This is a genomic window from Streptomyces griseochromogenes, assembly GCF_001542625.1.
GTDB classification, from domain to species: domain Bacteria; phylum Actinomycetota; class Actinomycetes; order Streptomycetales; family Streptomycetaceae; genus Streptomyces; species Streptomyces griseochromogenes.
Map to the genome: position 1 here is coordinate 10,720,785 of NZ_CP016279.1, position 23,183 is coordinate 10,743,967.

The following is a 23,183-nucleotide window of genomic DNA, read 5'->3' on the forward strand; positions in this document are numbered from 1 at the left end:
TCTCACATGGGGCGAACCATGCACTCCCCTTCAACTATGGGACGGCCCTCACCAATTCATAGGCATCCCATAGATCCCGCCCCTTGTAGGAGTACGTGGCGATCCCGGCCAGGTGGCCATCCGCATTGACCGCCACGGAAACCGGTACAGCAGCAAACAGATCCTTGTCCGACAGCGAATCGCCGTATGCGACGCAGTCCGCACGCGACACCCCGAACTCCTGGCAGAGCCGGTCAGCGACGGTCACCTTGGCCGCGGAGCTGAGCACTCCGGCCGGGTCGACGCGCTCGGTGAACGGTACGGAGGGAAAACGCGATCCATGGGCCGCGTGCGCGCCCCAGCCCAGGAGACGTTCCACGAAGAAGGACGGCGAGAGGGACACGACCGCGCAGAAGTCGCCCGCGCGACGGATCTCCGCCCAGACCTCGCGGATCCGGGCCAGCCAAGGAGCCCCCTCGAAGGCCGCGCTCACATGCGCCTCGGTGAGGTCTGCCCACAGGCCGTAGACCTCGGTCGCATACTCCGGCGGACCGATCCTTCCTTCGGCGATCGCCCGGTCGAGCGCCACCGTCTCCGCCTCTCTGCCCAGTTGGCGTGAAATCTCCACCGGCGCGGTGGTGCCGTGCAGCAAAGTGCCGTCAAGGTCGAAGAGATGAAGTCTCGCCATGGGGTACGAGGCTAAGGGGCCACCGCTGTTTCACGTGAAACACCCGCGCCCCGTCCACGACCTGTGGGATTGGCCACGACATGGCCAAAAGCACTTGCGTCCCTATCGAAACAGGTGGACGTCAGGGGTACCGGTCGGACAGCCTGACCTGCGTGCCGACTCCTTCCCTCGCTGCTCTGCCCATTCGACGTCTGACGCTCCGGGATCTCACCGCCTGCGCCGACTTGTCCGAAGACCGGGGGTGGCCCCGCGAGGAACACAAATGGGGCTTTCTCCTCACGGCCGGCAAGGGCTACGGCATCGACGACCCCGACGGCGGGCTCGTCGCCGCATGCGTCGTCACGGAGTACGGCTCCTGGGAGCGGTCGGATCTGGGCGCCATCGGCATGGTCCTGGTGGCCGAGCGCCACGCCCGCCAGGGCGTCGGTCGTCGCCTGATGCGGCATGTCGTATCGGCCATGGCCACCACACCGCTGACCCTGCACGCCACCCCCAACGGGCGCCCGCTCTACGAAGAACTGGGCTTCAAGGTCACCGGCCGGGCCGAGATGCTCACGGGACACTTCACGCCCGGCGGGCCGGAATCCGGGGTGTCGACGCGTGCCGCCACCGCGGAGGACCTGCCCGAGATTCTCCGGCTCGACGAGGAGGTGTTCGGCGCCGACCGCACTCCCCTCATCACACGCCTGCCCGCCTTCGCCGACCTGTTGTGCGTGGCCGAGGAGGGCGGCCGGATCATCGGTTACACGGCCGCCTGGCCCAATATGGACACCCATGTCGTCGGCCCGCTGATCGCCCGGGACACACAGACGGCCCAGGCCCTCATCACCTCGCTCGCCGCTCACACCGACCGGCCGCTGCGCACCGACATCGACGTACGCCACGAGGAGCTGCTGGCCTGGGCGAAGGCGCGGGGACTCGTCTCCGTGGCCTTCAACGCCGTCATGACCTACGGCATCACGGACCTGCCGGGGGACTGGACGCGCCGGTTCGCGCCCCTGACGGTGGCCGCCGGCTGAGTGGTCGCACGGCAAACACCGGCCCACCGCCGGGGGCGGGGGCCGGTGTTGTCACGGCGCGGGGAGCCTGGTCAGGCGAGTGCCCGGACAGCTGCTGCGGCGAAGCCGTGGTCCTGGTCCGGCGCACCGCCACCGACGCCGATCGCGCCGATCAGACGGCCGTCCCGGTGGACGGGGACACCGCCCGCGATGAACAGCAGGGGCCGGTCGAGGGCCGTGGGCAGCGTGTGGAAGAGGCCTCCGGGCTGTACGGCGTCGACCAGGTCGGCGGTGGCCGCGTTCAGCTGGAGCGCCGTGTAGGCCTTACGGGTGCTGGTCTCGCCGGAGATCAGCACAGCCCGGTCGTCGCGGCGGAACGCGAGCAGGTGGCCGCCGGCGTCCAGCACGGTGACGCTGACGGTGACTCCGGCCTGCTCGGCTGCGCGCCGGGCGGTGGCGACGAGCAGCTCGGCGTCCTCGGTGGTGAGCGGGGCGACGGTGGTGGTGCTCATGGAGCGTTCTCCTTGGTGCGGTGGTACGTGCGGTGAGGTGGAGCCATGCGGACCGGGGCTGTGCGCGCCCCGGTGGTCCGGGCGTTGGCCGGATGGTGACGTTCTGCGGTCCCGGCGGGCTCAGTGGTGGACGGGGGTCCGCTGCCCGGCGGGCGTTCCGGAGACCACCACCGCGCTGCGGGCGTCGGAGCGGCGCTCCAGGGTGGCCGAGAGGACGGCGAGGACCAGGGCGGCCGCGGCAAGTGCGGCGCCGACCCAGTTGGGGGCGGTGTAGCCGAAGCCGGCCGCGATCACGATGCCGCCGAGCCAGGCGGAGAGGGCGTTGCCCAGGTTGAAGGCGCCGATGTTCACGGCCGACGCCAGCGTCGGGGCACCGTGCGCCTGATCGAGGACGCGCTTCTGCAGGGGCGGGACGGTCGCGAAGCCGAGGGCGCCGATCAGGGCGATGGTCACGGCGGCCGCGATCTTGTTGTGTGCGGTGAGCGTGAAGAGCGCGAGGACGACGGCCAGGGCGCCCAGTGAGACGTACAGCATCGGCATCAGCGCGCGGTCGGCGAACTTGCCGCCGATGAGGTTGCCGCCGACCATGCCGAGGCCGAAGAGGACCAGCAGCCAGGTGACCGAGCCGTCGGCGAAGCCGGCGATGTGGGTCATCATCGGGGCGATGTAGGTGATGGCCGCGAAGACACCACCGAAGCCGAGAACAGTCATCGCCATGGCGAGCAGGACCTGGGCGTTCTTGAAGGCGGCCAGTTCATGACGGAGATGCACGCCTTCGGGCCTGGGCATCTCGGGCACCAGCTTGGCGATGCCGACCAGCCCCACGACACCGAGCGCGGCGACGATGCCGAAGGTGACACGCCAGCCGACGTTCTGCCCGATGAGCGTGCCCAGCGGGACGCCGATCACGTTGGCGACGGTCAGGCCGGTGAACATCATGGCGATGGCTCCGGCCTTCTTGTCGGGGGCCACCAGCTCGGCCGCGGCGACCGAGCCGATGCCGAAGAAGGCGCCGTGGGCAAGAGAGGCGACCACCCGTCCGATCAGCATGATCGCGAAGGCGGGGGCCACGGCGGAGAGCAGGTTCCCGGCGATGAACAGGCCCATCAGCAGCATCAGCATGCGCTTGCGCGGGAGCTTGGTGCCGAGCACCGTCATCAACGGGGCGCCGATCACCACCCCCAGGGCGTACCCGGTCACGAGCAGGCCCGCCGTGGGGATGGAGACCCCGAAGTCTTCTGCCACCTCGGGCAGCAAACCCATGATCACGAACTCTGTCGTGCCGATTCCGAAGGCCCCGATCGCGAGGGCCAGAAGCGCGAGAGGCATGGGGGGATACACCTTCCCAAAGGATTGCAGGAGCGCTTTACGTGCGTTCACAATAGTTGCAGACGCGGGCTACATGCAACCGAAGACTATTGCGAAGGTGCTCTACCCTGGATTCAGCCGCTCCGGGACAGAGGAAAACGCCAATGACAGCGACGGACCCCGCGCTCACCGCCCTCGCCCAGGGCTGGTCCGCCCTCGCTCTCCTGCACGGGAGGATCGAGGCGCACATCGAGCGCGCCCTGCAGGCCGGGCACGACCTGAGCGTGCGCGAGTACTCCCTGCTCGACGTGCTGAGCCGGCAGCACGACGGCGAAGGCGGCCATCTGCAGATGAAGCAGGTCGCCGACGCGGTCGTGCTCAGCCAGAGCGCCACCACGCGGCTGGTGACCCGCCTGGAGGACCGCGGCCTGCTGGAGCGCTACCTGTGCCCCACCGACCGCCGCGGCATCTACACCAACGTCACCGAGGCGGGTCTGAGGCTGCTCGAGGAAGCGCGGCCCACCAATGACGGCGCCCTGCGCGAGGCTCTCGACGGGGCGGCCAGGAATCCCGAGCTGGCCCCCCTGGTGCGGGTCGTCGAGTCCCTGAACGTGCCCGCATAGGGTGCCGGCATGGGAGATCTCGAAATGCGCCGTGCGACCGCGCAGGACCTGCCGACGATCGTCGCCATGCTTGCCGACGATCCACTGGGCGCCCAACGCGAGTCACCTGATGACCTGACGCCGTACCTGGCAGCGCTGGAACGGCTGAGCGCGGACCCGAACCAGCATCTGATGGTCGCCGTCCGCGACGGCCGGGTGATCGGAACCCTCCAGCTCACGATCATCCCTGGGCTCTCCCGCAAGGGAGCCACCCGCTCGATCATCGAAGGCGTCCGTATCCACGCCGACGAGCGCGGCAGCGGCCTGGGCACACAGCTCATCGAGTGGGCGATCGAGGAATCCCGGCGCCTGGACTGCCAGTTGGTGCAGCTGACCTCCGACAGCAGCCGCACGGACGCCCGCCGTTTCTACGAGCGGCTCGGCTTCACCGCCTCGCACGTGGGTTTCAAGCTTCAGTTCTGACGCAAGTCGGGGCGGGTGTTTCACGTGAAACACCCGCCCCGGGGCGGGCCGGCTAGTCTGCGATCCCGCGCCACCCCTCCGGGTCCACGCCGCCGGGCACCCCGGCGCCCTCCTCGTACGGCTGCCGCGTGAACACGAACGAGCCGAGGTCGAGATGGCTCACGCACCCGTTCGGGCGGCGTACGGGGCGGAGCAGTTCGCCGGCGTAGTAGCCCTCCAGGCCCGTCCACGTTCCGTCTCCGTTCGAGCGGAAGCGGGCCCGGCGTCCGCCACCGGTCAACGGCCCCAGGGCGAGGAGCCCGTCGGCCCTCACCCGCAAGGCAAAGGCATGCGTCCCCCAGTACCACTGCCCCGCCAACTCCAGTACCGCTGGATCCACTTCACGCAGCGGCCGCCACGGCTCGGGAATGCGCGGTTCCGCCTCGGCGACGATACGGACCAGGTCGGCACCCACCGCTCCCAGGAGCGGTCCGCTGGTGCAGTTGGCCAACACCACCGCCGCCACATCGTCCTCCACACTGATGGTGAGGTTCGCGAGGAAACCCGGCAGCGAGCCGGAGTGCCCGACGAGGAGTCGGCCGCCACGGTGCTGAATCTGCATACCGAGCCCATAGGTGGCACCGTCCGCCACGTCCGCGCTCTCGGCGGGCGCTGCCGGTGTCCGCATCTCACGCACCGATTCAGCGCTGAGCACCCGGTCGTCTCCCCCGGCCAGGAAGGCGGCGAACCGCGCGAGGTCCCCGGTGGTGGACCACAGTTGGCCGGCCGGCGCCATCCGGCCGAGGTCCTCCAGCGGCTCCGGCAGCAGCGCGTCGGCCCAAGGGTGCACCGCCCAGCCACCCGCATGCGGCGCCTGCGGCTGGGGGCTGGTGCGGTGCAGGCCGAGCGGTTCGAGTACCTCGCGGCGCAGCACCTCTTCCCAAGGAGCGCCCCGAAGCTCCTCCACCAGCGCGCCGAGCAGCGTGTAGCCCGGATTGGAGTAGTGGTGGCACCGGCCGACGGGGTGCAGCTGGGGCTGCTCGCCGAGGACATCGCTCAGCTCGGGCCGCAGCGAGCCCGGGGTCCGCTCCCACCAGGGCCCGGGTGACTCCGCGGCCAGACCCGCGGTGTGCGCGAGCAGGTCGGCGATCGATGCCTCGCCGGCCCCGGTACCCGGCAGATGTTTCTCCAGGGGATCTCCGAGATCGAGCAGACCCTCGTCACGCAGCCGAAGCACCAGCACGGCGGTGAACGTCTTGGTGATCGACCCGATCCGGTACTGCACATGGTCGTCGGGAGCATGCCCGTCGACCGAAGTCCGGGCGCCGTGCCAGACCGTCCGCCCTCCCCGCACGACCGCGGCGACCAGCGACGGAGCCCGCCCCTCGGCCTGCGCGACAGCGATCCGATGCAACAAGGCCCGCCGGGTCCCCGGGAGCAGCTCTTCCAGCGATGTCGTCATGGGTCCAGTCCATCCGGTGGAACGCCCGGCGTCGAATTCGTTTTCCCCGGCGACGCGGTGCGCGCGGAGAGAGTGTGCTCCGCCAGAACCGGCGCCTTCCCCCGTGCCCACCCACGGGCCCGTACCCGCGCCGTTCTGCCGACGGTGAAGACCAGCCCGACCAGGCTCGACGATCACTACGGTCGAGTCTCATGACGACGATCACCACGCGCACGGTCGAATACCCGGCCGACGGCTTGACAATGATCGGGCACCTGGCGCTCCCCGCCGGTGCCGACCGCCGGCCCGCGGTACTGCTCGGACCAGAGGGCCTGGGGCTCAGCGACGTCGAGCGCCGCCGGGCCGATGCCCTGGCTGAGCTGGGATACGTGGCGCTGGCCTTCGACCTCCACGGCGGGCGCTATTTGGGCGACCCCGAGGAGATGCTGGCCCGTTGCATGCCGCTGCTCGCCGACCCCGACCGGATGCGGGGCATCGGCCACGCGGCGCTCGACGTGTTGCGTGCCGAACCGCGGGCCGACCCCGACCGGATCGCCGCCGTCGGCTACGGCACGGGGGGCGCCATCGGGCTGGAACTCGGGCGCGACGGCGTCAACCTGCGCGTGATCGGGACAGTCAACGCACTGACCACGGGCCGACCGGGCGAGGCGGCACGCATTCGGTGCCCGGTGTGGGCCGGGGTCGGGTCGGAAGACCCGATCATGCCGCCCGCACAACGGGACGCGTTCACCGCCGAGATGCAGGCCGCGGGCGTCGACTGGCGCCTCGTGGTCTACGGCGGAGCCCTGCACGCCTTCCACCACCCACCGGTCGACCACACCGTGCGCCCCGGCGTCGGCTACCACCCGCAGCACGCACAGCGGGCCTGGTGCGACATCGTCGACCTGCTCGCCGAGTGCCTGCCCCTAACGGAGTGAGCCAGGGCGTCAGGGCTGCCATCGTCATGACACGACAGCGGTGAAAACGACACGGAGCCCGAGAACCTGCGTCTGCGTCCTGCCGGGTCAGGTCTGCGCCATGTCCACGAAGCGGGAGTAGTGGCCCTGGAAGGCGACCGTGATCGTCGCCGTCGGGCCATTACGGTGCTTGCCCACGATGATGTCCGCCTCGCCCGCCCGCGGGGACTCCTTCTCGTAAGCGTCCTCGCGGTGCAGCAGGATGACCATGTCGGCGTCCTGCTCGATGGAGCCGGACTCACGCAGGTCGGAGACCATCGGCTTCTTGTCGGTGCGCTGCTCGGGACCACGGTTGAGCTGCGAGAGCGCGATCACCGGTACCTCCAGCTCCTTGGCCAGAAGCTTCAGGTTCCGGGACATGTCCGAGACCTCCTGCTGACGGCTCTCGGAACGCTTGGAGCCACCGGACTGCATCAGCTGCAGATAGTCGATGATCACCAGCTTGATGTCGTTGCGCTGCTTCAGCCGACGGCACTTCGCCCGGATCTCCATCATCGACAGGTTCGGGGAGTCGTCGATGTAGAGCGGAGCGGACGAGACCTCAGGCATCCGGCGCGCCAGGCGGGTCCAGTCGTCGTCCGTCATGGTGCCCGAGCGCATGTGGTGCAGGGCCACGCGCGCCTCGGCCGACAGCAGACGCATCGCGATCTCGTTGCGCCCCATTTCGAGGGAGAAAATGACGCTGGCCAGGTTGTGCTTGATCGATGCCGCACGTGCGAAGTCAAGCGCGAGCGTCGACTTACCCATGGCGGGACGGGCCGCGATGACGATCATCTGCCCCGGGTGGAGACCGTTGGTCAACGAGTCGAGGTCCGTGAATCCGGTGGGCACACCGGTCATCTCGCCGCTGCGCGAACCGATCGCCTCGATCTCGTCGAGGGCGCCCTCCATGATGTCGCCGAGCGGCAGATAGTCCTCGCTGGTGCGCTGCTCGGTGACCGCGTAGATCTCGGCCTGGGCGCGGTTGACGATCTCGTCGACGTCGTCGTCGGCCGCGTATCCCATCTGCGTGATGCGGGTGCCGGCCTCGACCAGGCGGCGCAGCACCGCTCGCTCGTGGACGATCTCCGCGTAGTACTCGGCGTTCGCCGCCGTCGGCACCGTCTGGACGAGGGTGTGGAGGTACGACGCGCCGCCGACCTTGTTGATCTCGCCGCGCTTGGTCAGTTCGGCGGCGATGGTGATGGGGTCGGCAGGCTCGCCCTTCGCGTAGACGTCCAGGATCGCCTGGTAGATCGTCTCGTGCGCGGGCTTGTAGAAGTCGTGGCCCTTGAGGATCTCGACCACGTCGGCGATGGCGTCCTTGGACAGCAGCATGCCGCCGAGGACGGACTGCTCGGCGTCCAGGTCCTGCGGCGGCACCCGCTCGAAGGAGGAGCCGCCGCCGTCCCAGCCGCCGCCTTCGCGGCCCCGGTCGTGCTGTTCGTCACGGCCCCGGCCGCCATCGCTGCGCCGACGGGAGGCCGGCAGACGATCGCTGGGCCCGCTGTCCGCCCACGGATCGTCCAAGGGCTCGGAAATGCTCACCGAGCCACCTCCTCCCGTCCGCACGGCGGACCTCGCCGTGCCCTCTTTTGTACGGCACGACACTGACAAATCGAGAAGCCCAACTCCGGTTCTGACGCGTCGGTTTTGTGACGTTTCCGGGGCCAAGGGAAGGAGCGGGCGCCGGACAACGGTAGGCCCCTCGGCACCGTCAGCCAATCTGGTTATCCACAGGCCATGTGGACGACGGCCCCTATGCTGTGGAGAACTCACCGAAACCTGTGCACGATGCGGTGGACAGCACTGTGAACAAGCCCTCGATCTTATTCAAGGAAGCGCCCTGACCTGCATCTTTGCCGTCCACCGGCTGTGCAGAAGAAAAACTTCCCCAGTCGGACCAAGATCGCTTCGAACGGTGCGCGAAAGTACACGGGCCGAGAGTGGAAGTAAGGGTCACTAGCCAATTGCGTCTCTTACCTGTGGACGATTAGATTGGTGCTCATGACACAGGCTCCCGCGATACCCCAGGCCACCCGACGGCGGCACGACCGAGAGATCGTCGCGCTGGCCGTCCCGGCCTTCGGCGCACTCGTCGCCGAGCCTCTCTTCGTCATGGCGGACAGCGCGATCGTGGGGCACCTCGGGACCGCCCAGCTCGCCGGTCTGGGTGTGGCCTCTGTCCTTCTCACCACCGCGGTGAGCGTCTTCGTCTTCCTCGCCTACGCCACCACGGCCGCCGTGGCCCGGCGAGTCGGCGCCGGCGATCTCCAGGCGGCCATCCGCCAGGGCATGGACGGCATCTGGCTGGCGCTCCTCCTCGGTGGAGCGGTCATCGCACTCGTCCTCCCTCTGGCCCCGGGCATCGTGGACCTCTTCGGCGCATCCGCCACCGCGGCCTCCTACGCCACGACATATCTGCGCATCTCCGCGCTCGGCATCCCGGCCATGCTGGTCGTCCTCGCCGCCACCGGTGTGCTGCGCGGCCTGCAGAACACCAAGACCCCGCTCTACGTCGCCGTCGGAGGCTTCGTCGCCAACGCCGGACTCAACGCGGGACTCGTCTACGGCGCCGGGCTCGGCATCGCCGGCTCCGCCTGGGGCACCGTCATCGCCCAGTGCGCCATGGCGACCGTCTATCTGCTCGTGGTCATCCGCGGCGCCCGTCGGCACGGAGCCTCCCTGCGCCCAGACGTCGCCGGCATCCGAGCCTCGGCACAGGCCGGAGTCCCTCTGCTCATCCGCACGCTGTCCCTGCGGGCGGTCCTGATGATCGCCACAGCCGTCGCGGCACGTCTGGGTGACGCCGACATCGCCGCCCACCAGATCATCCTGTCCCTGTGGAGCTTGCTGGCCTTCGCTCTCGACGCGATCGCCATCGCCGGGCAGGCCATCATCGGCCGCTCTCTCGGCGCCAACGACGCCCAGGGCGCCCGCGACGGCTGCCGCCGCATGGTCCAGTGGGGCATCGCCACCGGTGTCGTACTCGGCCTGCTCGTGGTGGCCGCCCGGCCACTGTTCCTTCCGCTGTTCACCAGTGACTCCGTGGTCAAGGACACCGCGCTGCCCGCACTGCTGATGGTGGCCCTCTCCCAGCCCGTCTGCGGGATCGTGTTCGTCCTGGACGGTGTGCTGATGGGTGCCGGCGACGGACCGTACCTGGCCTGGGCCATGGTGATCACCCTGGCGGTGTTCGCCCCTGTGGCACTGCTCGTCCCCACGCTCGGCGGCGGCCTCACCACGCTCTGGGCAGCCATGACGCTCATGATGACGGTCCGGATGGCGACCCTTTGGCTGCGCGCCCGATCGGGCCGCTGGATCGTGACGGGTGCGACGCGCTGACCGTTTCACGTGAAACACGAGCGGGCCATGACCGGCGCCGGCATGGGAAAGGGGCCGCACCCTTGAAGGGTGCGGCCCCTTTCACTGGCTCAAGCGAGCACAGCGATCACGCGGCGGTCAGGCCGAGATGACCTCGATGTTGACCTTGGCGGCAACCTCGGGGTGCAGACGCACGGACGTCTCATGGGCGCCCAGGGTCTTGATCGGAGCGGACAGCTCGATGCGGCGCTTGTCGACCTCGGGGCCACCGGAAGCCTTGATCGCGGAAGCGATGTCGGCCGGGGTGACGGAACCGAAGAGACGACCGGCGTCGCCGGAGCGGACGGCCAGGCGGACCTTCACGCCCTCGAGCTGGGCCTTCACAGCGTTGGCCTGCTCGATGGTCTGGATCTCGTGGATCTTACGGGCGCGGCGGATCTGCTCGACGTCCTTCTCGCCACCCTTGGTCCAGCGGATCGCGAACTTCCGCGGGATGAGGTAGTTGCGAGCGTAACCGTCCTTGACGTCGACGACGTCGCCCGCGGCACCGAGGCCGGAGACCTCGTGGGTGAGGATGATCTTCATGTGTCGGTCACCCTTCCCTTATCGCGCGGTGGAGGTGTAGGGCAGCAGCGCCATCTCACGGCTGTTCTTGACGGCCGTGGCGACGTCACGCTGGTGCTGCGTGCAGTTGCCGGTCACGCGGCGGGCACGGATCTTGCCGCGGTCGGAAATGAACTTCCGCAGCATGTTCGTGTCCTTGTAGTCCACGTACGTGACCTTGTCCTTGCAGAAAGCGCAGACCTTCTTCTTAGGCTTGCGCACAGGCGGCTTCGCCATGGTGTTTCTCCTGTGTGATCAAGAAGTTTGGGTACGACCCGCCCTCGACCGTGAGGTCTAGAAGGGGGGCTCGTCCGAGTAGCCGCCACCGCCGCCGGAGCTTCCGCCCCAGCCGCCGCCACCCTGGTTGCCACCGGCGGGAGCGCCGGAGGCCCACGGGTCGTCGGCCGGAGCGCCGCCGCCCTGCTGGCCGCCCTGCTGGCCGCCACCGGGGCCGCCGCCCCAGCCGCCGCCACCCTGGCCGCCACCGCCGCCGTAACCACCCTGGCCACCGCGGGCGCCACCGGCGGTCTTGGTGACCTTGGCCGTGGCGTTGCGGAGGCTGGCGCCGACTTCCTCGACGTCCAGCTCGTAGACCGTGCGCTTGACGCCCTCACGGTCCTCGTAGGACCGCTGCTTCAGCCGGCCCTGCACGATGACGCGCATGCCTCGCTGGAGCGACTCGGCGACGTTCTCCGCCGCCTGACGCCAGACCGAGCAGGTCAGGAAGAGGCTCTCGCCGTCCTTCCACTCGTTGGTCTGGCGGTCGAAGGTGCGGGGAGTGGACGCGACGCGGAACTTCGCGACCGCCGCACCGGACGGGGTGAAGCGCAGCTCGGGGTCATCGACAAGATTGCCGACGACCGTGATGACGGTCTCGCCTGCCATGGGGAACCTCTCGGCGGGTTTGCTGCTGGCTGCTTGCTGCTACTCGAATCCCGAGATCAGCTGAGCGGGAGAGCTCAGTGGGTCTCGGGGCGGAGGACCTTGGTCCGAAGGACCGACTCGTTCAGGTTCATCTGGCGGTCGAGCTCCTTCACGACCGCAGGCTCGGCCTGCAGGTCGATGACCGAGTAGATGCCCTCAGGCTTCTTCTTGATCTCGTACGCGAGACGACGACGGCCCCAGGTGTCGACCTTCTCCACCTTGCCGTTGCCCTCACGGACGACGGAGAGGAAGTTCTCGATCAGGGGGGCGACAGCGCGCTCCTCCAGATCGGGGTCGAGGATGACCATCACCTCGTAGTGACGCATGTGGAACCCACCTCCTTTGGACTCAGCGGCCACGGTCGTTCCGTGGCAGGAGGGTTGTGATGCGTACGCAACGGTATCGGCCGCCACTGACAATCGGGGGTCCCATGGGGATCCCGGGCAGCGGACTGGGTAGACACCGGTGCAGACGTTACAGAGTACCCGCACCCCTGCTTCCGGTTGAAATCCGGCGGTGGGGGCCCTTCAATCTGTACACATCGGGTGTGTATGGCGCTACAGTGCGCCGCGATCCGCAGGAGGTGCCTCATGGCACAGGCATTGCGACCCAACACCGCCGGATCCCTGTTCGCCACCGACGGAAAGATCCGTCCACTCCAGGACAGCCTGATGGCGGTGACGCTGGTCCTGGGCCTGGTCTCCTTCATCACGTCCTTCTTCCACGGCCTGCACCTGCTCACGTCCTGGGCCGGTCTGGTCGGCATCGTCGTCGGCGCGTACGGGCAGTGGATCTCGGAGACCACGCGTGAGCGGACCGGTCTGATCCTGGGTCTCGGTGCCTCCGGAGTCGGCTTCCTGATCGGTATGGCAAACGGTGGGCTGTTCGGCGGGCTCGTCGGCGGCTGACCGATCCTCCCGGCCGTCGCTCCGGCGCCCTCCCCGACTCCGTAAGAACGCCTCGGCGGCTCGTAGCCGGGGCGAAGGTGCCGTACGCCCCAGTCGGGGCGCTCGCAAGGCGCAGTAGGCTTCGGCGCGAGAGCCGGAGCCCCTGTACCCATGGGGACACACCAGCCCGAGGAGCGCCCCGACATGAGCCTGACCCTGAGGACCATCAGCCGCGAGCAGCATCTGGCCTACATCCAGAGCCTGCCGGCGGCTAGCCACATGCAGGTCCCGGCCTGGGCCGATGTGAAGGCGGAGTGGCGCTCGGAGAGCCTCGGCTGGTTCGACGAGCGCACCGGCGAGATGGTCGGTGCGGGCCTGGTCCTCTACCGTCAGCTGCCCAAGATCAAGCGCTACCTCGCCTACCTCCCCGAGGGCCCGGTCATCAACTGGTTCGCGCCGAACCTGGACGACTGGATCCAGCCGATGCTGGCGCATCTCAAGCAGCAGGGTGCCTTCTCCGTGAAGATGGGCCCGCCGGTGATCATCCGCCGCTGGAGCGCGGAGACCATCAAGAAGGGCATCCAGAGCCCGGACGTGAAGCGCCTGCGCGACATGGAGGCCGACTTCATCGAGCCGCGTGCCTTCGAGGTCGCCGACAAGCTGCGCCGCATGGGCTGGCAGCAGGGCGAGGACGGCGGCGCCGGCTTCGGCGACGTGCAGCCCCGCTACGTCTTCCAGGTGCCGCTGGCCAACCGCTCCCTGGAAGAGGTCCACAAGAACTTCAACCAGCTGTGGCGCCGCAACATCAAGAAGGCCGAGAAGGCCGGTGTCGAGGTCGTCCAGGGCGGCTACCAGGACCTGGCCGAGTGGCAGCGGCTGTACGAAATCACGGCCGTGCGCGATCACTTCAGGCCCCGCCCGCTGTCGTACTTCCAGCGCATGTGGACGGCCCTCAACACCGAGGACCCCAACCGCATGCGGCTCTACTTCGCCCGCCACAACGGCGTGAACCTGTCCGCCGCGACCATGCTGATCGTCGGTGGCCATGTCTGGTACTCCTACGGCGCCTCCGACAACATCGGCCGTGAGGTCCGGCCCTCGAACGCGATGCAGTGGCGGATGCTGCGCGACGCCTACGCGCTCGGCGGCACGGTCTACGACCTGCGCGGCATCTCCGACTCGCTCGACGAAACGGATCACCTCTTCGGCCTGATCCAGTTCAAGGTCGGCACGGGCGGGCAGGCCGCCGAGTACCTGGGCGAGTGGGACTTCCCGCTGAACAAGCTGCTCCACAAGGCGCTCGACATCTACATGTCGCGCCGCTGAGCCGCGGGCATTTGATTCCATAGCCTTCGCAGCTCTCACACTTCTGACACACCGCAGCCCACGAGAAAGGTTCCGGGTCCGGCCATGGCGCTCACGCTCTACGTCGACACCGCGCGCTGGCGGGCGCACCACAAGCACGTGCACGAGCAGTTCCCGGGTCTCGTCCCGGTCTGCAAGGGCAACGGGTACGGCTTCGGGCACGAACGGCTGGCGGAGGAGGCCACCCGCCTGGGCGCGGACGTCCTCGCCGTCGGCACCACGTACGAGGCCGCGCGCATCAAGGACTTCTTCAGCGGTGACCTGCTGGTGCTGACGCCGTACCGGCGCGGTGAGGAACCCGTCCCGCTGCCGGACCGCGTGATCCGCTCCGTGTCGTCCATCGACGGTGTGTACGGCCTCGTGGGCGCCCGTGTCGTCATCGAGGTGATGTCCTCGATGAAGCGGCACGGCATCAGCGAGCAGGACCTGCCGCAGTTGCACGCCGCCACAGAGAACGTCCGGCTGGAGGGCTTCGCCATCCACCTGCCGCTGGACCGCACCGACGGCTCGGACGCCGTCGAGGAGGTCATCGGCTGGATGGACCGGCTGCGCGCGGCCCGGCTGCCGCTGCACACCATGTTCGTCAGCCATCTCAAGGCCGAGGAACTCGTCCGGCTCCAGCAGCAGTTCCCGCAGACCCGGTTCCGCGCCCGCATCGGCACGCGGCTGTGGCTGGGGGACCACGAGGCCACCGAGTACCGCGGCGCCGTCCTGGACGTCACGCGTGTGGCCAAGGGCGACCGCTTCGGCTACCGGCAGCAGAAGGCGGCCTCGGACGGCTTCCTGGTGGTCGTGGCGGGCGGTACGTCGCACGGGGTGGGCCTGGAGGCCCCGAAGGCCCTGCACGGCGTCATGCCGCGCGCCAAGGGCGTCGCACGGGCCGGCCTCGCCACGGTCAACCGGAACCTTTCTCCGTTCGTCTGGGGCGGCAAGCAGCGGTGGTTCGCCGAGCCGCCGCACATGCAGGTGTCGATCCTGTTCGTCCCGTCGGACGCCCCGGAGCCCCAGGTCGGCGACGAGCTGGTGGCCCACCTGCGCCACACCACCACCCAGTTCGACCGGATCGTGGACCGCTAGTCCGGGCCGCCGAAGCGCGAAGGCCGTACACGAATGGCTCGTGTACGGCCTTCTTGCTGCCCCTCCGAACAGCCACCGAAGGGGTGTTCGCTCAGAGCGAACGCTTCTCGTCCGGCGGCAGTTCCGGCCTGCCCCAGTCCACTTGAGGTGCGTCGAAGTGGGCGGCGTGCCGCGGGGGATGGGATGCCGCACCGACCACGAAGACGTCCTCCGCGCCGTCGAGCACCCCGCCCGAGGGGTCGTCGTCCCCGGACCGGCGCACCACGTCCCGCTCGGGCATGAGGATGTCCCGCACGACCACGGCGCACAGGTACAGCGTGCCCAGCAGATGCACCGCGATCGTCCAGTGATAGCCCTGTGTCGGCAGGCCCTTGTGCGCGTCTCCGCTGGTCGTGTACGCGAGGTACATCCAGATCCCCAGGAAGTACGCCACCTCGCACGCCTGCCAGATCAGGAAGTCCCGCCACTTGGGCCGGGCGAGGACCGCGAGCGGCACCAGCCACAGGACGTACTGCGGAGAGTAGACCTTGTTGGTGAGGATGAAGGCCGCCACCATCAGGAAGGCGAGCTGGGCGAAGCGCGGCCGGCGCGGGGCGGTGAGCGTGAGTGCCGCGATACCGAGGAAGCACAGGACCACCAGCACGGTGGCAGCGGTGTTCACGAAGTCGGTGGTGGGAGGGTTGCTGGAGTTCTGCGCCCAGATCAGCCAGAAGGAGCCGAAGTCGACGCCCCGGTCGTGGCTGAACGTGTAGAACTTCGACCAGCCCCGGAAGGCGAAGACCATCACCGGCAGGTTCACGACCAGCCACGCGACCACCGTGGCGCCGGCGGCCTGGAAGAACTCCCGCCATTTGCCGGCGCGCCAGCACAGCAGGAGCAGCGGGCCGAGCAGGAAGACCGGATACAGCTTGGCGGCCGTGGCGAGCCCCAGCAGGACCCCGAAGGCGATGACCCGGCCCCGCGACCACATCAGCATCGCCGCGGCCGTCAGAGCCACCGCGAGCAGATCCCAGTTGATGGTCGCGGTGAGCGCGAAGGCGGGCGCCAGAGCGACGAGCAGCCCGTCCCAGGGGCGGCGGCCGTGAGTGCGGGTCACGCAGACGGCGATGACGGCCGCGCACACCATCAGCATTCCGGCGTTGACGAACCAGTACCACTGCTCCTGGTGCTGGATGCCGCCGCTTCCTGGCGTGAACCAGGCGGCCACCTCCATGAACACACCGGTCAGCACCGGGTACTCGAGATAGTCCATGTCACCAGGGAGCTTGTCGAAGTACGGCACCAGCCCGTCGGCGAAGCCGCGCCCCTGGTACAGGTGCGGGATGTCCGAGTAGCAGGCGTGCGTGTACTGCGAGCTCGCGCCGAAGAACCAGGCGCTGTGGTAGCAGGGCGCCTTCTGGATGAGGCCGAGGGCGAACATGCCGATCGCGACGAGCGCGATCACCCGGACGGGAGTCCACCAGGACGTCCCGAGCAGGGCGCGGCGCCCGATGGGACCACCGATCAGCTCACTCCCGGCCGCGGCGATCTCGTCCTCCCGGGTGGGCCGCACCGGTTCCGCCGGGGCAGACCGCACGGGCTCGGGCTCGTGCTTGCTCGCGGGCGTCATCTCTGCACTGGGCATGGGCAACATCCTGCCGTACCTGTCTAGGAATACGCCGAGGGCCGCCGCACCTCGCGGGTGCGACGGCCCATGTTTCACGTGAAACAGCCTTGGCGGGCGATATGACCACCAACCGGTCAGGTCGCTTTGCTAGCCGTTCTGACCTGCGAAGATGCCTCCATTGCCATTGCCTCTGGTATTACCGGTGCCGGTGGTATCGGTGACTGACGGCGTGGGTGTCGTTCCTCCGTCCGTGCCGCCGTTCCCTGTGCCTCCGTTGTTGCCGCAGTTGTTGCCCCAGCCGAACTGGCAGGAATCACTCGGCGACGGGGACGGAGACGGGGACGTGGCGCTGGGCGTCGGGCTCGGCGAGTTGCTCGGCGTCTGGCTCGGCGTGATGGTGACCGACGGGGTCGGAGAAGGCGCACCCGCCTCGTCCTGGATCTCGCCGAGCTTGGGGGCGTCCGGGAAGCCGGTGTCGTTCGCGTTCTTCAGTGCGGCCTTCATGTACTCGGTCCACACGAGCGTCGGGATGTCACCACCGTGGATGGAGTCCACGCCCGCGGTGCCGTTCATGGAGAGCAGCTCGTGGTCCTTGGGGTTCTCACGGAACATCGTCACCGAGGTCGACAGCTGCTGGGTGTAGCCCACGAACCAGGCCGACTTGTTCTTGTCGGTGGTACCGGTCTTGCCCGCCGCCGTACGGCCCAGGGCCTTGGCGTTCGTACCCGTACCGTTCTGGATGACGTTCTCCAGGACGTTCGTCACGTTGTTGGCGATGTCCGCATCCATGGCCTGCTTGACCTTTGGCTTCTCGAAGCCCGGCTGGTCCTCGCCGCTCTTCTTGACCTCGGTCACCGAGTACGGGTCCGCCTGCTTGCCGGACGCCGCGAAGGTCGCGTAGGCGTCCGCCATGCGGATCGCGCTGGGAGTGGACGTACCGATGGCGAACGACGGGTTGAGGTCCACCGACATGCTCTGGGGAAGGATGCCGGCCGACTTGGCGACGTCCCGCACATGCGTCATCCCGACGTCCATACCAAGCTGAACGAACGGAGTGTTGATGGACTGTTCCATCGCCTTGCGCAGAGTGATGTAGCCCCATTTGCGGGGACCCTCGTTGTTCTGGAAGAAGAACGAGTTGTCCTTGTTGAGATAGGGCGTCCCGTCCGAGTTCAGAACCTTGAGATGGTCGTTGCCGTTGTACTTGCTCAGCGGCGAGACCGGCGTGCCGGGATGCTTGTACGTGCCGTACTCCATGGCCGCCGCCAGCACGAACGGCTTCCACGTCGAACCGACGGGGACACCGGAGGTGTCGGCGTTGTTGGTGAAGTGACCGTTCTCGTAGCCGTCACCGCCGTAGAGGGCTTCGATCCGGCCGTTCTCCGGCTTCACCGACGCCGCACCGAACTGGACGTACTTGTCCAGTTCCCGCTTCGGGTTGAGGCGCTGCTTCTGGATCTTCTTCACGGCCGCGCTCAGAGCGTTGACCTTCTTCTTGTCGAAGGTCGTGTAGATCTGGTAGCCGCCCCTGTCGAAATCCGCCTCCGAGATGTCGGAATGGTTCAGGACGTACTTCTTCGCCGTGTCGACCAGGTAGCTGATCTGGCCGGTCATGCCCTTGGTCGCCTTGCGGCCCTCGACGGTGGGGTACTTCTTGCCGGCTTCCTGGTACTCGGTGTCCGTGAGGTGCTTGTCCTTGTGCATCTCGCTGAGGATCCAGGACCAGCGCTCCTCCGAGCGCTTGCGGTTGGCCTCAGGAGTCGCCGCCTTGTCGAGGTCCGCGTTACCGGCCGGGTCGTAGTACGTCGGACCCTTCAGCAGCGCCGCGAGGAACGCGCACTGGCTCGGCTTGAGGTCGACCGCGTCGACGCCGAAGTAGGTCTGCGCGGCGGCCTGGATGCCGTAGGCGCCACGGCCGAAGTACGAGGTGTTGAGGTAGCCCTGCAGGATCTGCGGCTTCTTGAGCTTCGTCCCCACCTTGATGGAGATGAACATCTCCTTGAACTTCCGGGTGACGGTCTGATCCTGGCTGAGATACGTGTTCTTGACGAACTGCTGGGTGATGGTCGAACCACCCTGCGTCTGGCCGCCTCGCGCCATGTTGGCCAGGGCTCGTGCGATACCCATGGGGTCGACGCCCGAGTCCTTGTAGAAGCTCTTGTTCTCGGCCGAGATCACGGCCCACTGCATGGCCTCGGGGATCTTGTCGATGGTGACGTTCTGACGGTTCACGCCCGTGCCCGTGGCCACCATCTGGCTCTTGTCGGCCCAGTAGTAGACGTTGTTCTGCGACTTGGCGGCGATGTTCTCACTAGGGATCTGAACCATCGCGAAGCCGATGCCGACCGCGGCGACCAGACAGCCGACGAAGCCGATGAACAGGCCCGAGACGAGCTTCCAGGAAGGCACCCAGCGGTGCCACCCGTACTTGCCCGACCGGGGATAGTCGATGAACCGCTTCTTGCCGGGGTCGACCGTCGCGCGGCCTCTGCCGCGCCCGGGCCCGGTCGGTCCGCCCGGGCCGCCCCGCCGGCCGCCCGGACCTGCGTTGTCGGGGGCCCGGCGTCGGCCGCTAGCTCTCTGTGCGGCCCGGCGGGCCTCGGCACGGCTGCCGTAGGGACGCTCATCGCCTCCCGAGCCGTACGAGTCCGATCCCTGGGAACTGGAACCATAGGAGTCGGCAGAAGACCCGGTGGCGCCTCGCGGTGCCGCACGGCGGCCGGGGGACGAACCGGACTGGCCGCGTCGGGCCGCGGCACGTCCGCCTCCCTGCGGCTGCGGCGGTTTGCGACGGTGCTCGCTCATCGAACGATTACTCCTCGGGCAGGCGCACCCGTGCGCGCCTGGAACGGCGGCTGGTTTCCGGTCCCCCCGAAGTACGGATGTGGTCGGTTCCGCATTCACCCGTACTGCACCGGGGACGAGGACGCCCCCCAGGCGTCCCGTGGTTCCCGGTGGTGTGCATGCCGCACAGACTACGCACCACCAAAACCAGCCGAGGTTCGAAGTTCACCCCAAAACCGGCAACTTGCCTCCCACGAATCGGTGATGTGATCCCGTTCACCATCTCCCCTCTTGTCGCGTACGGAAGGCCGTTCTATCGTCGAGATGTATCGAGTCGATACATCAGCGCGAGATAAAGGCGCTGCGGACCGAGAGGAGGCGAGCATGAGCCGGCGTTCCGGCATCCTTGAGTTCGCCGTACTCGGGCTGCTGCGCGAGTCCCCGATGCACGGCTATGAGCTGCGCAAACGACTCAATACGTCACTGGGTGTGTTCCGGGCGTTCAGCTACGGGACCCTGTACCCCTGCCTCAAGACGCTGGTCACCAACGGCTGGTTGATCGAGGAACCGGGCAGCACCCATGAGGACGCCCTCGCCGCTCCCCTCGCCGGACGCCGCGCGAAGATCGTCTACCGGTTGACGGCGGAAGGTAAGGAGCACTTCGAGGAGCTTCTTTCGCAGACCGGTCCCGACGCGTACGAGGACGAGCACTTCGCCGCACGGTTCGCCTTCTTCGGGCAGACCTCGCGGGATGTGCGCATGCGCGTGCTGGAAGGCCGACGCAGCCGCCTGGAGGAGCGCCTGGAGAAGATGCGCGCCTCCCTGGCGCGCACCCGGGAGCGCCTCGACGACTACACGCTTGAGCTCCAGCGCCACGGGATGGAGTCCGTGGAGCGCGAAGTGCGCTGGCTGAACGAGCTCATCGAGAGCGAGCGGGCCGGTCGGGACCTGAGGGGTTCCGCATCCGGGGGGTCCGCTCAGCAGGACACCACATCTGGAGCGACGGGCGGCCTGCCCCGTCCCGGGGACACCCCCCGGACGGATACGCCCGGCGACACCGCCACGTGAGACCCACTCAGGGCCTCACTCGTACACACAGGGAGCAACCGGAATGGGTTCGGTTCGCGTAGCCATCGTCGGCGTGGGCAACTGCGCCGCGTCGCTGGTGCAGGGAGTCGAGTACTACAAGGACGCCGACCCGGCGTCGAAGGTCCCCGGCCTGATGCACGTGCAGTTCGGTGACTACCACGTCGGTGACGTGGAATTCGTCGCCGCCTTCGACGTGGACGCCAAGAAGGTCGGCCTCGACCTCGCGGACGCGATCGGCGCCTCCGAGAACAACACCATCAAGATCGCCGACGTTCCGAACACCGGCGTCACGGTCCAGCGCGGCCACACCCACGACGGCCTCGGCAAGTACTACCGCCTCACCATCGAGGAGTCCGCCGAGGAGCCGGTCGACGTCGTCCAGGTCCTCAAGGACAAGCAGGTCGACGTGCTCGTCTGCTACCTGCCCGTCGGTTCCGAGGACGCGGCGAAGTTCTACGCCCAGTGCGCCATCGACGCCAAGGTCGCCTTCGTCAACGCCCTCCCGGTCTTCATCGCCGGCACCAAGGAGTGGGCGGACAAGTTCACCGAGGCGGGCGTCCCGATCGTCGGTGACGACATCAAGTCCCAGGTCGGCGCCACCATCACGCACCGCGTCATGGCGAAGCTGTTCGAGGACCGTGGCGTGCGCCTGGAGCGCACGATGCAGCTGAACGTCGGCGGCAACATGGACTTCAAGAACATGCTCGAGCGTGACCGCCTGGAGTCCAAGAAGATCTCCAAGACGCAGGCCGTCACCTCCCAGATCCCCGACCGGGACCTCGGCGAGAAGAACGTCCACATCGGCCCGTCCGACTACGTGGCCTGGCTGGACGACCGCAAGTGGGCGTACGTCCGCCTCGAGGGCCGCGCCTTCGGTGACGTCCCGCTGAACCTGGAGTACAAGCTCGAGGTCTGGGACTCCCCGAACTCCGCCGGCATCATCATCGACGCCCTGCGCGCCGCGAAGATCGCCAAGGACCGCGGCATCGGCGGCCCGATCCTGTCCGCGTCCTCGTACTTCATGAAGTCCCCGCCGGTCCAGTACTTCGACGACGAGGCCCGCGAGAACGTCGAGAAGTTCATCCGCGGTGAGGTCGAGCGCTAGCTCGACCCAGAGGGTGCGCTAGCTCGACACAAGCGGTGCGGCGACACGCCGCAGAGAACGCTCCTGCCAGGGCTGTGAGGGTCCCCGGGTTACGGCCCGGGGACCCTCCGCATATGTGAGGCTGTGCCCCATGCCCGTCGTCCGTGACCTGCGCGTCCTGCTGCGCCTGCGGGACTTCCGACGTCTGCTGTCCGTCCGTCTCCTCTCCCAGGGCGCCGACGGCGTCTACCAGGTCGCGCTCGCCGCGTACGTCGTCTTCTCCCCGGAGAAACAGACCTCGGCCACGGCGATCGCCTCGGCCATGGCGGTCCTGCTGCTCCCGTACTCACTGGTCGGCCCCTTCGCGGGCGTCCTGCTGGACCGCTGGCGGCGCCGTCAGGTCTTCGTGTACGGCAATCTGCTGCGTGCGCTGCTGGCGGCGGGCACGGCCGCACTGATGGTCAGCCATGTGCCGGACTGGCTGTTCTACGTCTCCGCGCTGTGCGTCACGGCCGTCAACCGGTTCGTCCTCGCGGGGCTGTCCGCCGCCCTGCCACGCGTGGTCGACGCGGAGCGTCTGGTGCTGGCCAATTCTCTGTCCCCCACGGCGGGCACGCTCGCCGCGACCGCCGGCGGCGGCCTCGCCTTCGTCGTGCGGCTCGTGGCGTCGGGCTCCGACGCCGCGGTGGTACTTCTCGGCTCTCTCCTCTATCTGTGCGCAGCGCTCGTCTCGCTCAGCATCGCCCCCGCTCTGCTCGGCCCCGACCGCGAGCCGGAGCGGCCCCACCTGCGCACCGCACTCACCGACACGGCACGCGACCTGCTCGCGGCCGTCCGGCATCTGGCCGCACCCCGACGCCGGGAAGCCGCCTGGGCGCTGGCCGCGATGACCCTGATGCGCTTCTGCTACGGCGCGCTCCTCGTCCTGCTGCTCATGCTGTGCCGGTACGCCCTCTCCACGAGCCCCGACGAGGGGCTCCGGCTGCTGGGGCTGGCGCTGGCGGTGTCAGGCCTGGGCTTCTTCGCGGCGGCCGTGGTGACCCCATGGGCGGCGGGCCGGCTCGGCCCCGGCTACTGGATCGTGGTGTGCTCCGGTTCGGCCGCCGTTCTGGAACCGGCGCTCGGCCTCCCCTTCGTCACCGGCCCACTGCTGGTGGCGGCTTTCGTCCTGGGGCTGACCACCCAGGGAGCCAAGATCTCCACGGACACGATCGTCCAGGCGTCCGTCGAGGACGGATTCCGCGGCCGGATCTTCTCCGTGTACGACGTGCTCTTCAACGTCGCCTTCGTCGGCGCCGCCGGTGTGGCCGCCCTGATACTGCCGCCGGACGGCCGCTCAACGGTGCTGGTGATCCTTGTCGCTCTGATCTACGCGACGGTCACCGTGGCTCTGGCGCGCTTCCTGCAGAGGCAGAGACGAGAAGAGGGGCGATGTTTCACGTGAAACATCGCCCCTCGGTACCGCCGGACCGGGTCATGTTTCACGTGAAACAT

22 protein-coding genes are annotated in these 23,183 nt (G+C 68.3%); 11 read left to right on the top strand and 11 right to left on the bottom strand.

Going from position 1 to position 23,183, the window contains the following annotated elements; genetic code table 11:
• Positions 1-34: 34 nt before the first annotated feature.
• Positions 35-667 (bottom strand): HAD family hydrolase, encoded by a 633-nt coding sequence (locus AVL59_RS47055; RefSeq protein WP_067316643.1) that lies wholly within the window; start codon positions 665-667, stop codon positions 35-37.
• A gap of 152 nt (positions 668-819) precedes the next feature.
• Between AVL59_RS47055 and AVL59_RS47060 the strand changes: the two genes are divergently transcribed.
• The gene (locus AVL59_RS47060; RefSeq protein WP_067316645.1) at positions 820-1,686 is read left to right on the top strand and encodes a GNAT family N-acetyltransferase; all 867 of its coding nucleotides are present in this window, start codon (positions 820-822) and stop codon (positions 1,684-1,686) included.
• A gap of 71 nt (positions 1,687-1,757) precedes the next feature.
• Here AVL59_RS47060 and AVL59_RS47065 read toward each other — a convergent pair whose 3' ends face one another.
• Together AVL59_RS47065 and AVL59_RS47070 are read right to left on the bottom strand one after the other, a co-directional pair.
• On the bottom strand, positions 1,758-2,177 hold the full coding sequence (locus tag AVL59_RS47065; protein ID WP_067316647.1) for a GlcG/HbpS family heme-binding protein: 420 nt from the start codon (positions 2,175-2,177) through the stop codon (positions 1,758-1,760).
• Positions 2,178-2,297: 120 nt separating this feature from the next.
• Positions 2,298-3,506 (bottom strand): MFS transporter, encoded by a 1,209-nt coding sequence (locus AVL59_RS47070; protein ID WP_067316648.1) that lies wholly within the window; start codon positions 3,504-3,506, stop codon positions 2,298-2,300.
• Positions 3,507-3,649: 143 nt separating this feature from the next.
• Between AVL59_RS47070 and AVL59_RS47075 the strand changes: the two genes are divergently transcribed.
• Positions 3,650-4,108, top strand: a complete 459-nt coding sequence (locus AVL59_RS47075; protein ID WP_067316650.1) for a MarR family winged helix-turn-helix transcriptional regulator — start codon at positions 3,650-3,652, stop codon at positions 4,106-4,108.
• 9 nt (positions 4,109-4,117) lie between these two features.
• Positions 4,118-4,570: a GNAT family N-acetyltransferase gene (locus AVL59_RS47080; protein WP_067316652.1), complete on the top strand. Its 453-nt coding sequence runs from the start codon at positions 4,118-4,120 to the stop codon at positions 4,568-4,570.
• Positions 4,571-4,622: 52 nt separating this feature from the next.
• Here AVL59_RS47080 and AVL59_RS47085 read toward each other — a convergent pair whose 3' ends face one another.
• Positions 4,623-6,011 (bottom strand): serine hydrolase domain-containing protein, encoded by a 1,389-nt coding sequence (locus tag AVL59_RS47085; RefSeq protein WP_067316654.1) that lies wholly within the window; start codon positions 6,009-6,011, stop codon positions 4,623-4,625.
• 191 nt (positions 6,012-6,202) lie between these two features.
• Here AVL59_RS47085 and AVL59_RS47090 point away from each other — a divergent pair, with 191 nt between their 5' ends.
• Complete coding sequence (locus tag AVL59_RS47090) at positions 6,203-6,928, top strand: dienelactone hydrolase family protein (RefSeq protein WP_067316656.1); 726 nt, start codon at positions 6,203-6,205, stop codon at positions 6,926-6,928.
• Between the two features lie 87 nt (positions 6,929-7,015).
• Here the strand turns inward: AVL59_RS47090 and dnaB are convergent, their stop codons facing one another.
• Positions 7,016-8,494: a replicative DNA helicase gene (dnaB, locus tag AVL59_RS47095; RefSeq protein WP_067316658.1), complete on the bottom strand. Its 1,479-nt coding sequence runs from the start codon at positions 8,492-8,494 to the stop codon at positions 7,016-7,018.
• Between the two features lie 459 nt (positions 8,495-8,953).
• Here dnaB and AVL59_RS47100 point away from each other — a divergent pair, with 459 nt between their 5' ends.
• Positions 8,954-10,291, top strand: coding sequence for an MATE family efflux transporter (locus tag AVL59_RS47100; RefSeq protein ID WP_067316659.1), 1,338 nt, complete (start codon positions 8,954-8,956; stop codon positions 10,289-10,291).
• A gap of 117 nt (positions 10,292-10,408) precedes the next feature.
• Here AVL59_RS47100 and rplI read toward each other — a convergent pair whose 3' ends face one another.
• From rplI to rpsF, 4 genes are all read right to left on the bottom strand, one after another.
• Positions 10,409-10,855 carry a 50S ribosomal protein L9 gene (gene rplI, locus AVL59_RS47105; protein ID WP_067316662.1) on the bottom strand — a complete coding sequence of 149 codons (447 nt, stop codon included), beginning with the start codon at positions 10,853-10,855 and terminating at the stop codon, positions 10,409-10,411.
• Positions 10,856-10,873: 18 nt separating this feature from the next.
• A complete protein-coding gene (rpsR, locus tag AVL59_RS47110; protein ID WP_003949403.1) occupies positions 10,874-11,110 on the bottom strand; it encodes a 30S ribosomal protein S18 in 237 nt (78 codons plus the stop codon).
• A 57-nt stretch (positions 11,111-11,167) separates the two neighbouring features.
• Positions 11,168-11,758 carry a single-stranded DNA-binding protein gene (locus AVL59_RS47115; RefSeq protein ID WP_067316663.1) on the bottom strand — a complete coding sequence of 197 codons (591 nt, stop codon included), beginning with the start codon at positions 11,756-11,758 and terminating at the stop codon, positions 11,168-11,170.
• Between the two features lie 74 nt (positions 11,759-11,832).
• On the bottom strand, positions 11,833-12,123 hold the full coding sequence (rpsF, locus tag AVL59_RS47120; protein WP_003956532.1) for a 30S ribosomal protein S6: 291 nt from the start codon (positions 12,121-12,123) through the stop codon (positions 11,833-11,835).
• Positions 12,124-12,387: 264 nt separating this feature from the next.
• Between rpsF and AVL59_RS47125 the strand changes: the two genes are divergently transcribed.
• The 3 genes from AVL59_RS47125 (at position 12,388) to AVL59_RS47135 (ending at position 15,126) form a co-directional block, all read left to right on the top strand.
• Entirely contained in the window at positions 12,388-12,705 is a 318-nt protein-coding gene (locus AVL59_RS47125) for a hypothetical protein (RefSeq protein ID WP_067316665.1), read from the top strand.
• A 183-nt stretch (positions 12,706-12,888) separates the two neighbouring features.
• A complete protein-coding gene (gene femX / locus AVL59_RS47130; RefSeq protein ID WP_067316668.1) occupies positions 12,889-14,010 on the top strand; it encodes a peptidoglycan bridge formation glycyltransferase FemX in 1,122 nt (373 codons plus the stop codon).
• Positions 14,011-14,094: 84 nt separating this feature from the next.
• On the top strand, positions 14,095-15,126 hold the full coding sequence (locus tag AVL59_RS47135) for an alanine racemase (protein ID WP_067316669.1): 1,032 nt from the start codon (positions 14,095-14,097) through the stop codon (positions 15,124-15,126).
• Positions 15,127-15,217: 91 nt separating this feature from the next.
• Here the strand turns inward: AVL59_RS47135 and AVL59_RS47140 are convergent, their stop codons facing one another.
• Positions 15,218-16,750: a glycosyltransferase family 87 protein gene (locus AVL59_RS47140; RefSeq protein ID WP_067316671.1), complete on the bottom strand. Its 1,533-nt coding sequence runs from the start codon at positions 16,748-16,750 to the stop codon at positions 15,218-15,220.
• Positions 16,751-16,879: 129 nt separating this feature from the next.
• Entirely contained in the window at positions 16,880-19,141 is a 2,262-nt protein-coding gene (locus AVL59_RS47145) for a transglycosylase domain-containing protein (RefSeq protein ID WP_067316672.1), read from the bottom strand.
• A 759-nt stretch (positions 19,142-19,900) separates the two neighbouring features.
• Here AVL59_RS47145 and AVL59_RS47150 point away from each other — a divergent pair.
• The 3 genes from AVL59_RS47150 to AVL59_RS47160 all read left to right on the top strand — a co-directional run bounded on the left by AVL59_RS47150 (position 19,901) and on the right by AVL59_RS47160 (position 23,133).
• Complete coding sequence (locus tag AVL59_RS47150) at positions 19,901-20,584, top strand: PadR family transcriptional regulator (RefSeq protein ID WP_067316674.1); 684 nt, start codon at positions 19,901-19,903, stop codon at positions 20,582-20,584.
• A gap of 43 nt (positions 20,585-20,627) precedes the next feature.
• Positions 20,628-21,710, top strand: a complete 1,083-nt coding sequence (locus AVL59_RS47155) for an inositol-3-phosphate synthase (RefSeq protein ID WP_067316676.1) — start codon at positions 20,628-20,630, stop codon at positions 21,708-21,710.
• A gap of 130 nt (positions 21,711-21,840) precedes the next feature.
• Complete coding sequence (locus tag AVL59_RS47160) at positions 21,841-23,133, top strand: MFS transporter (RefSeq protein WP_067316678.1); 1,293 nt, start codon at positions 21,841-21,843, stop codon at positions 23,131-23,133.
• Positions 23,134-23,183: the final 50 nt, after the last annotated feature.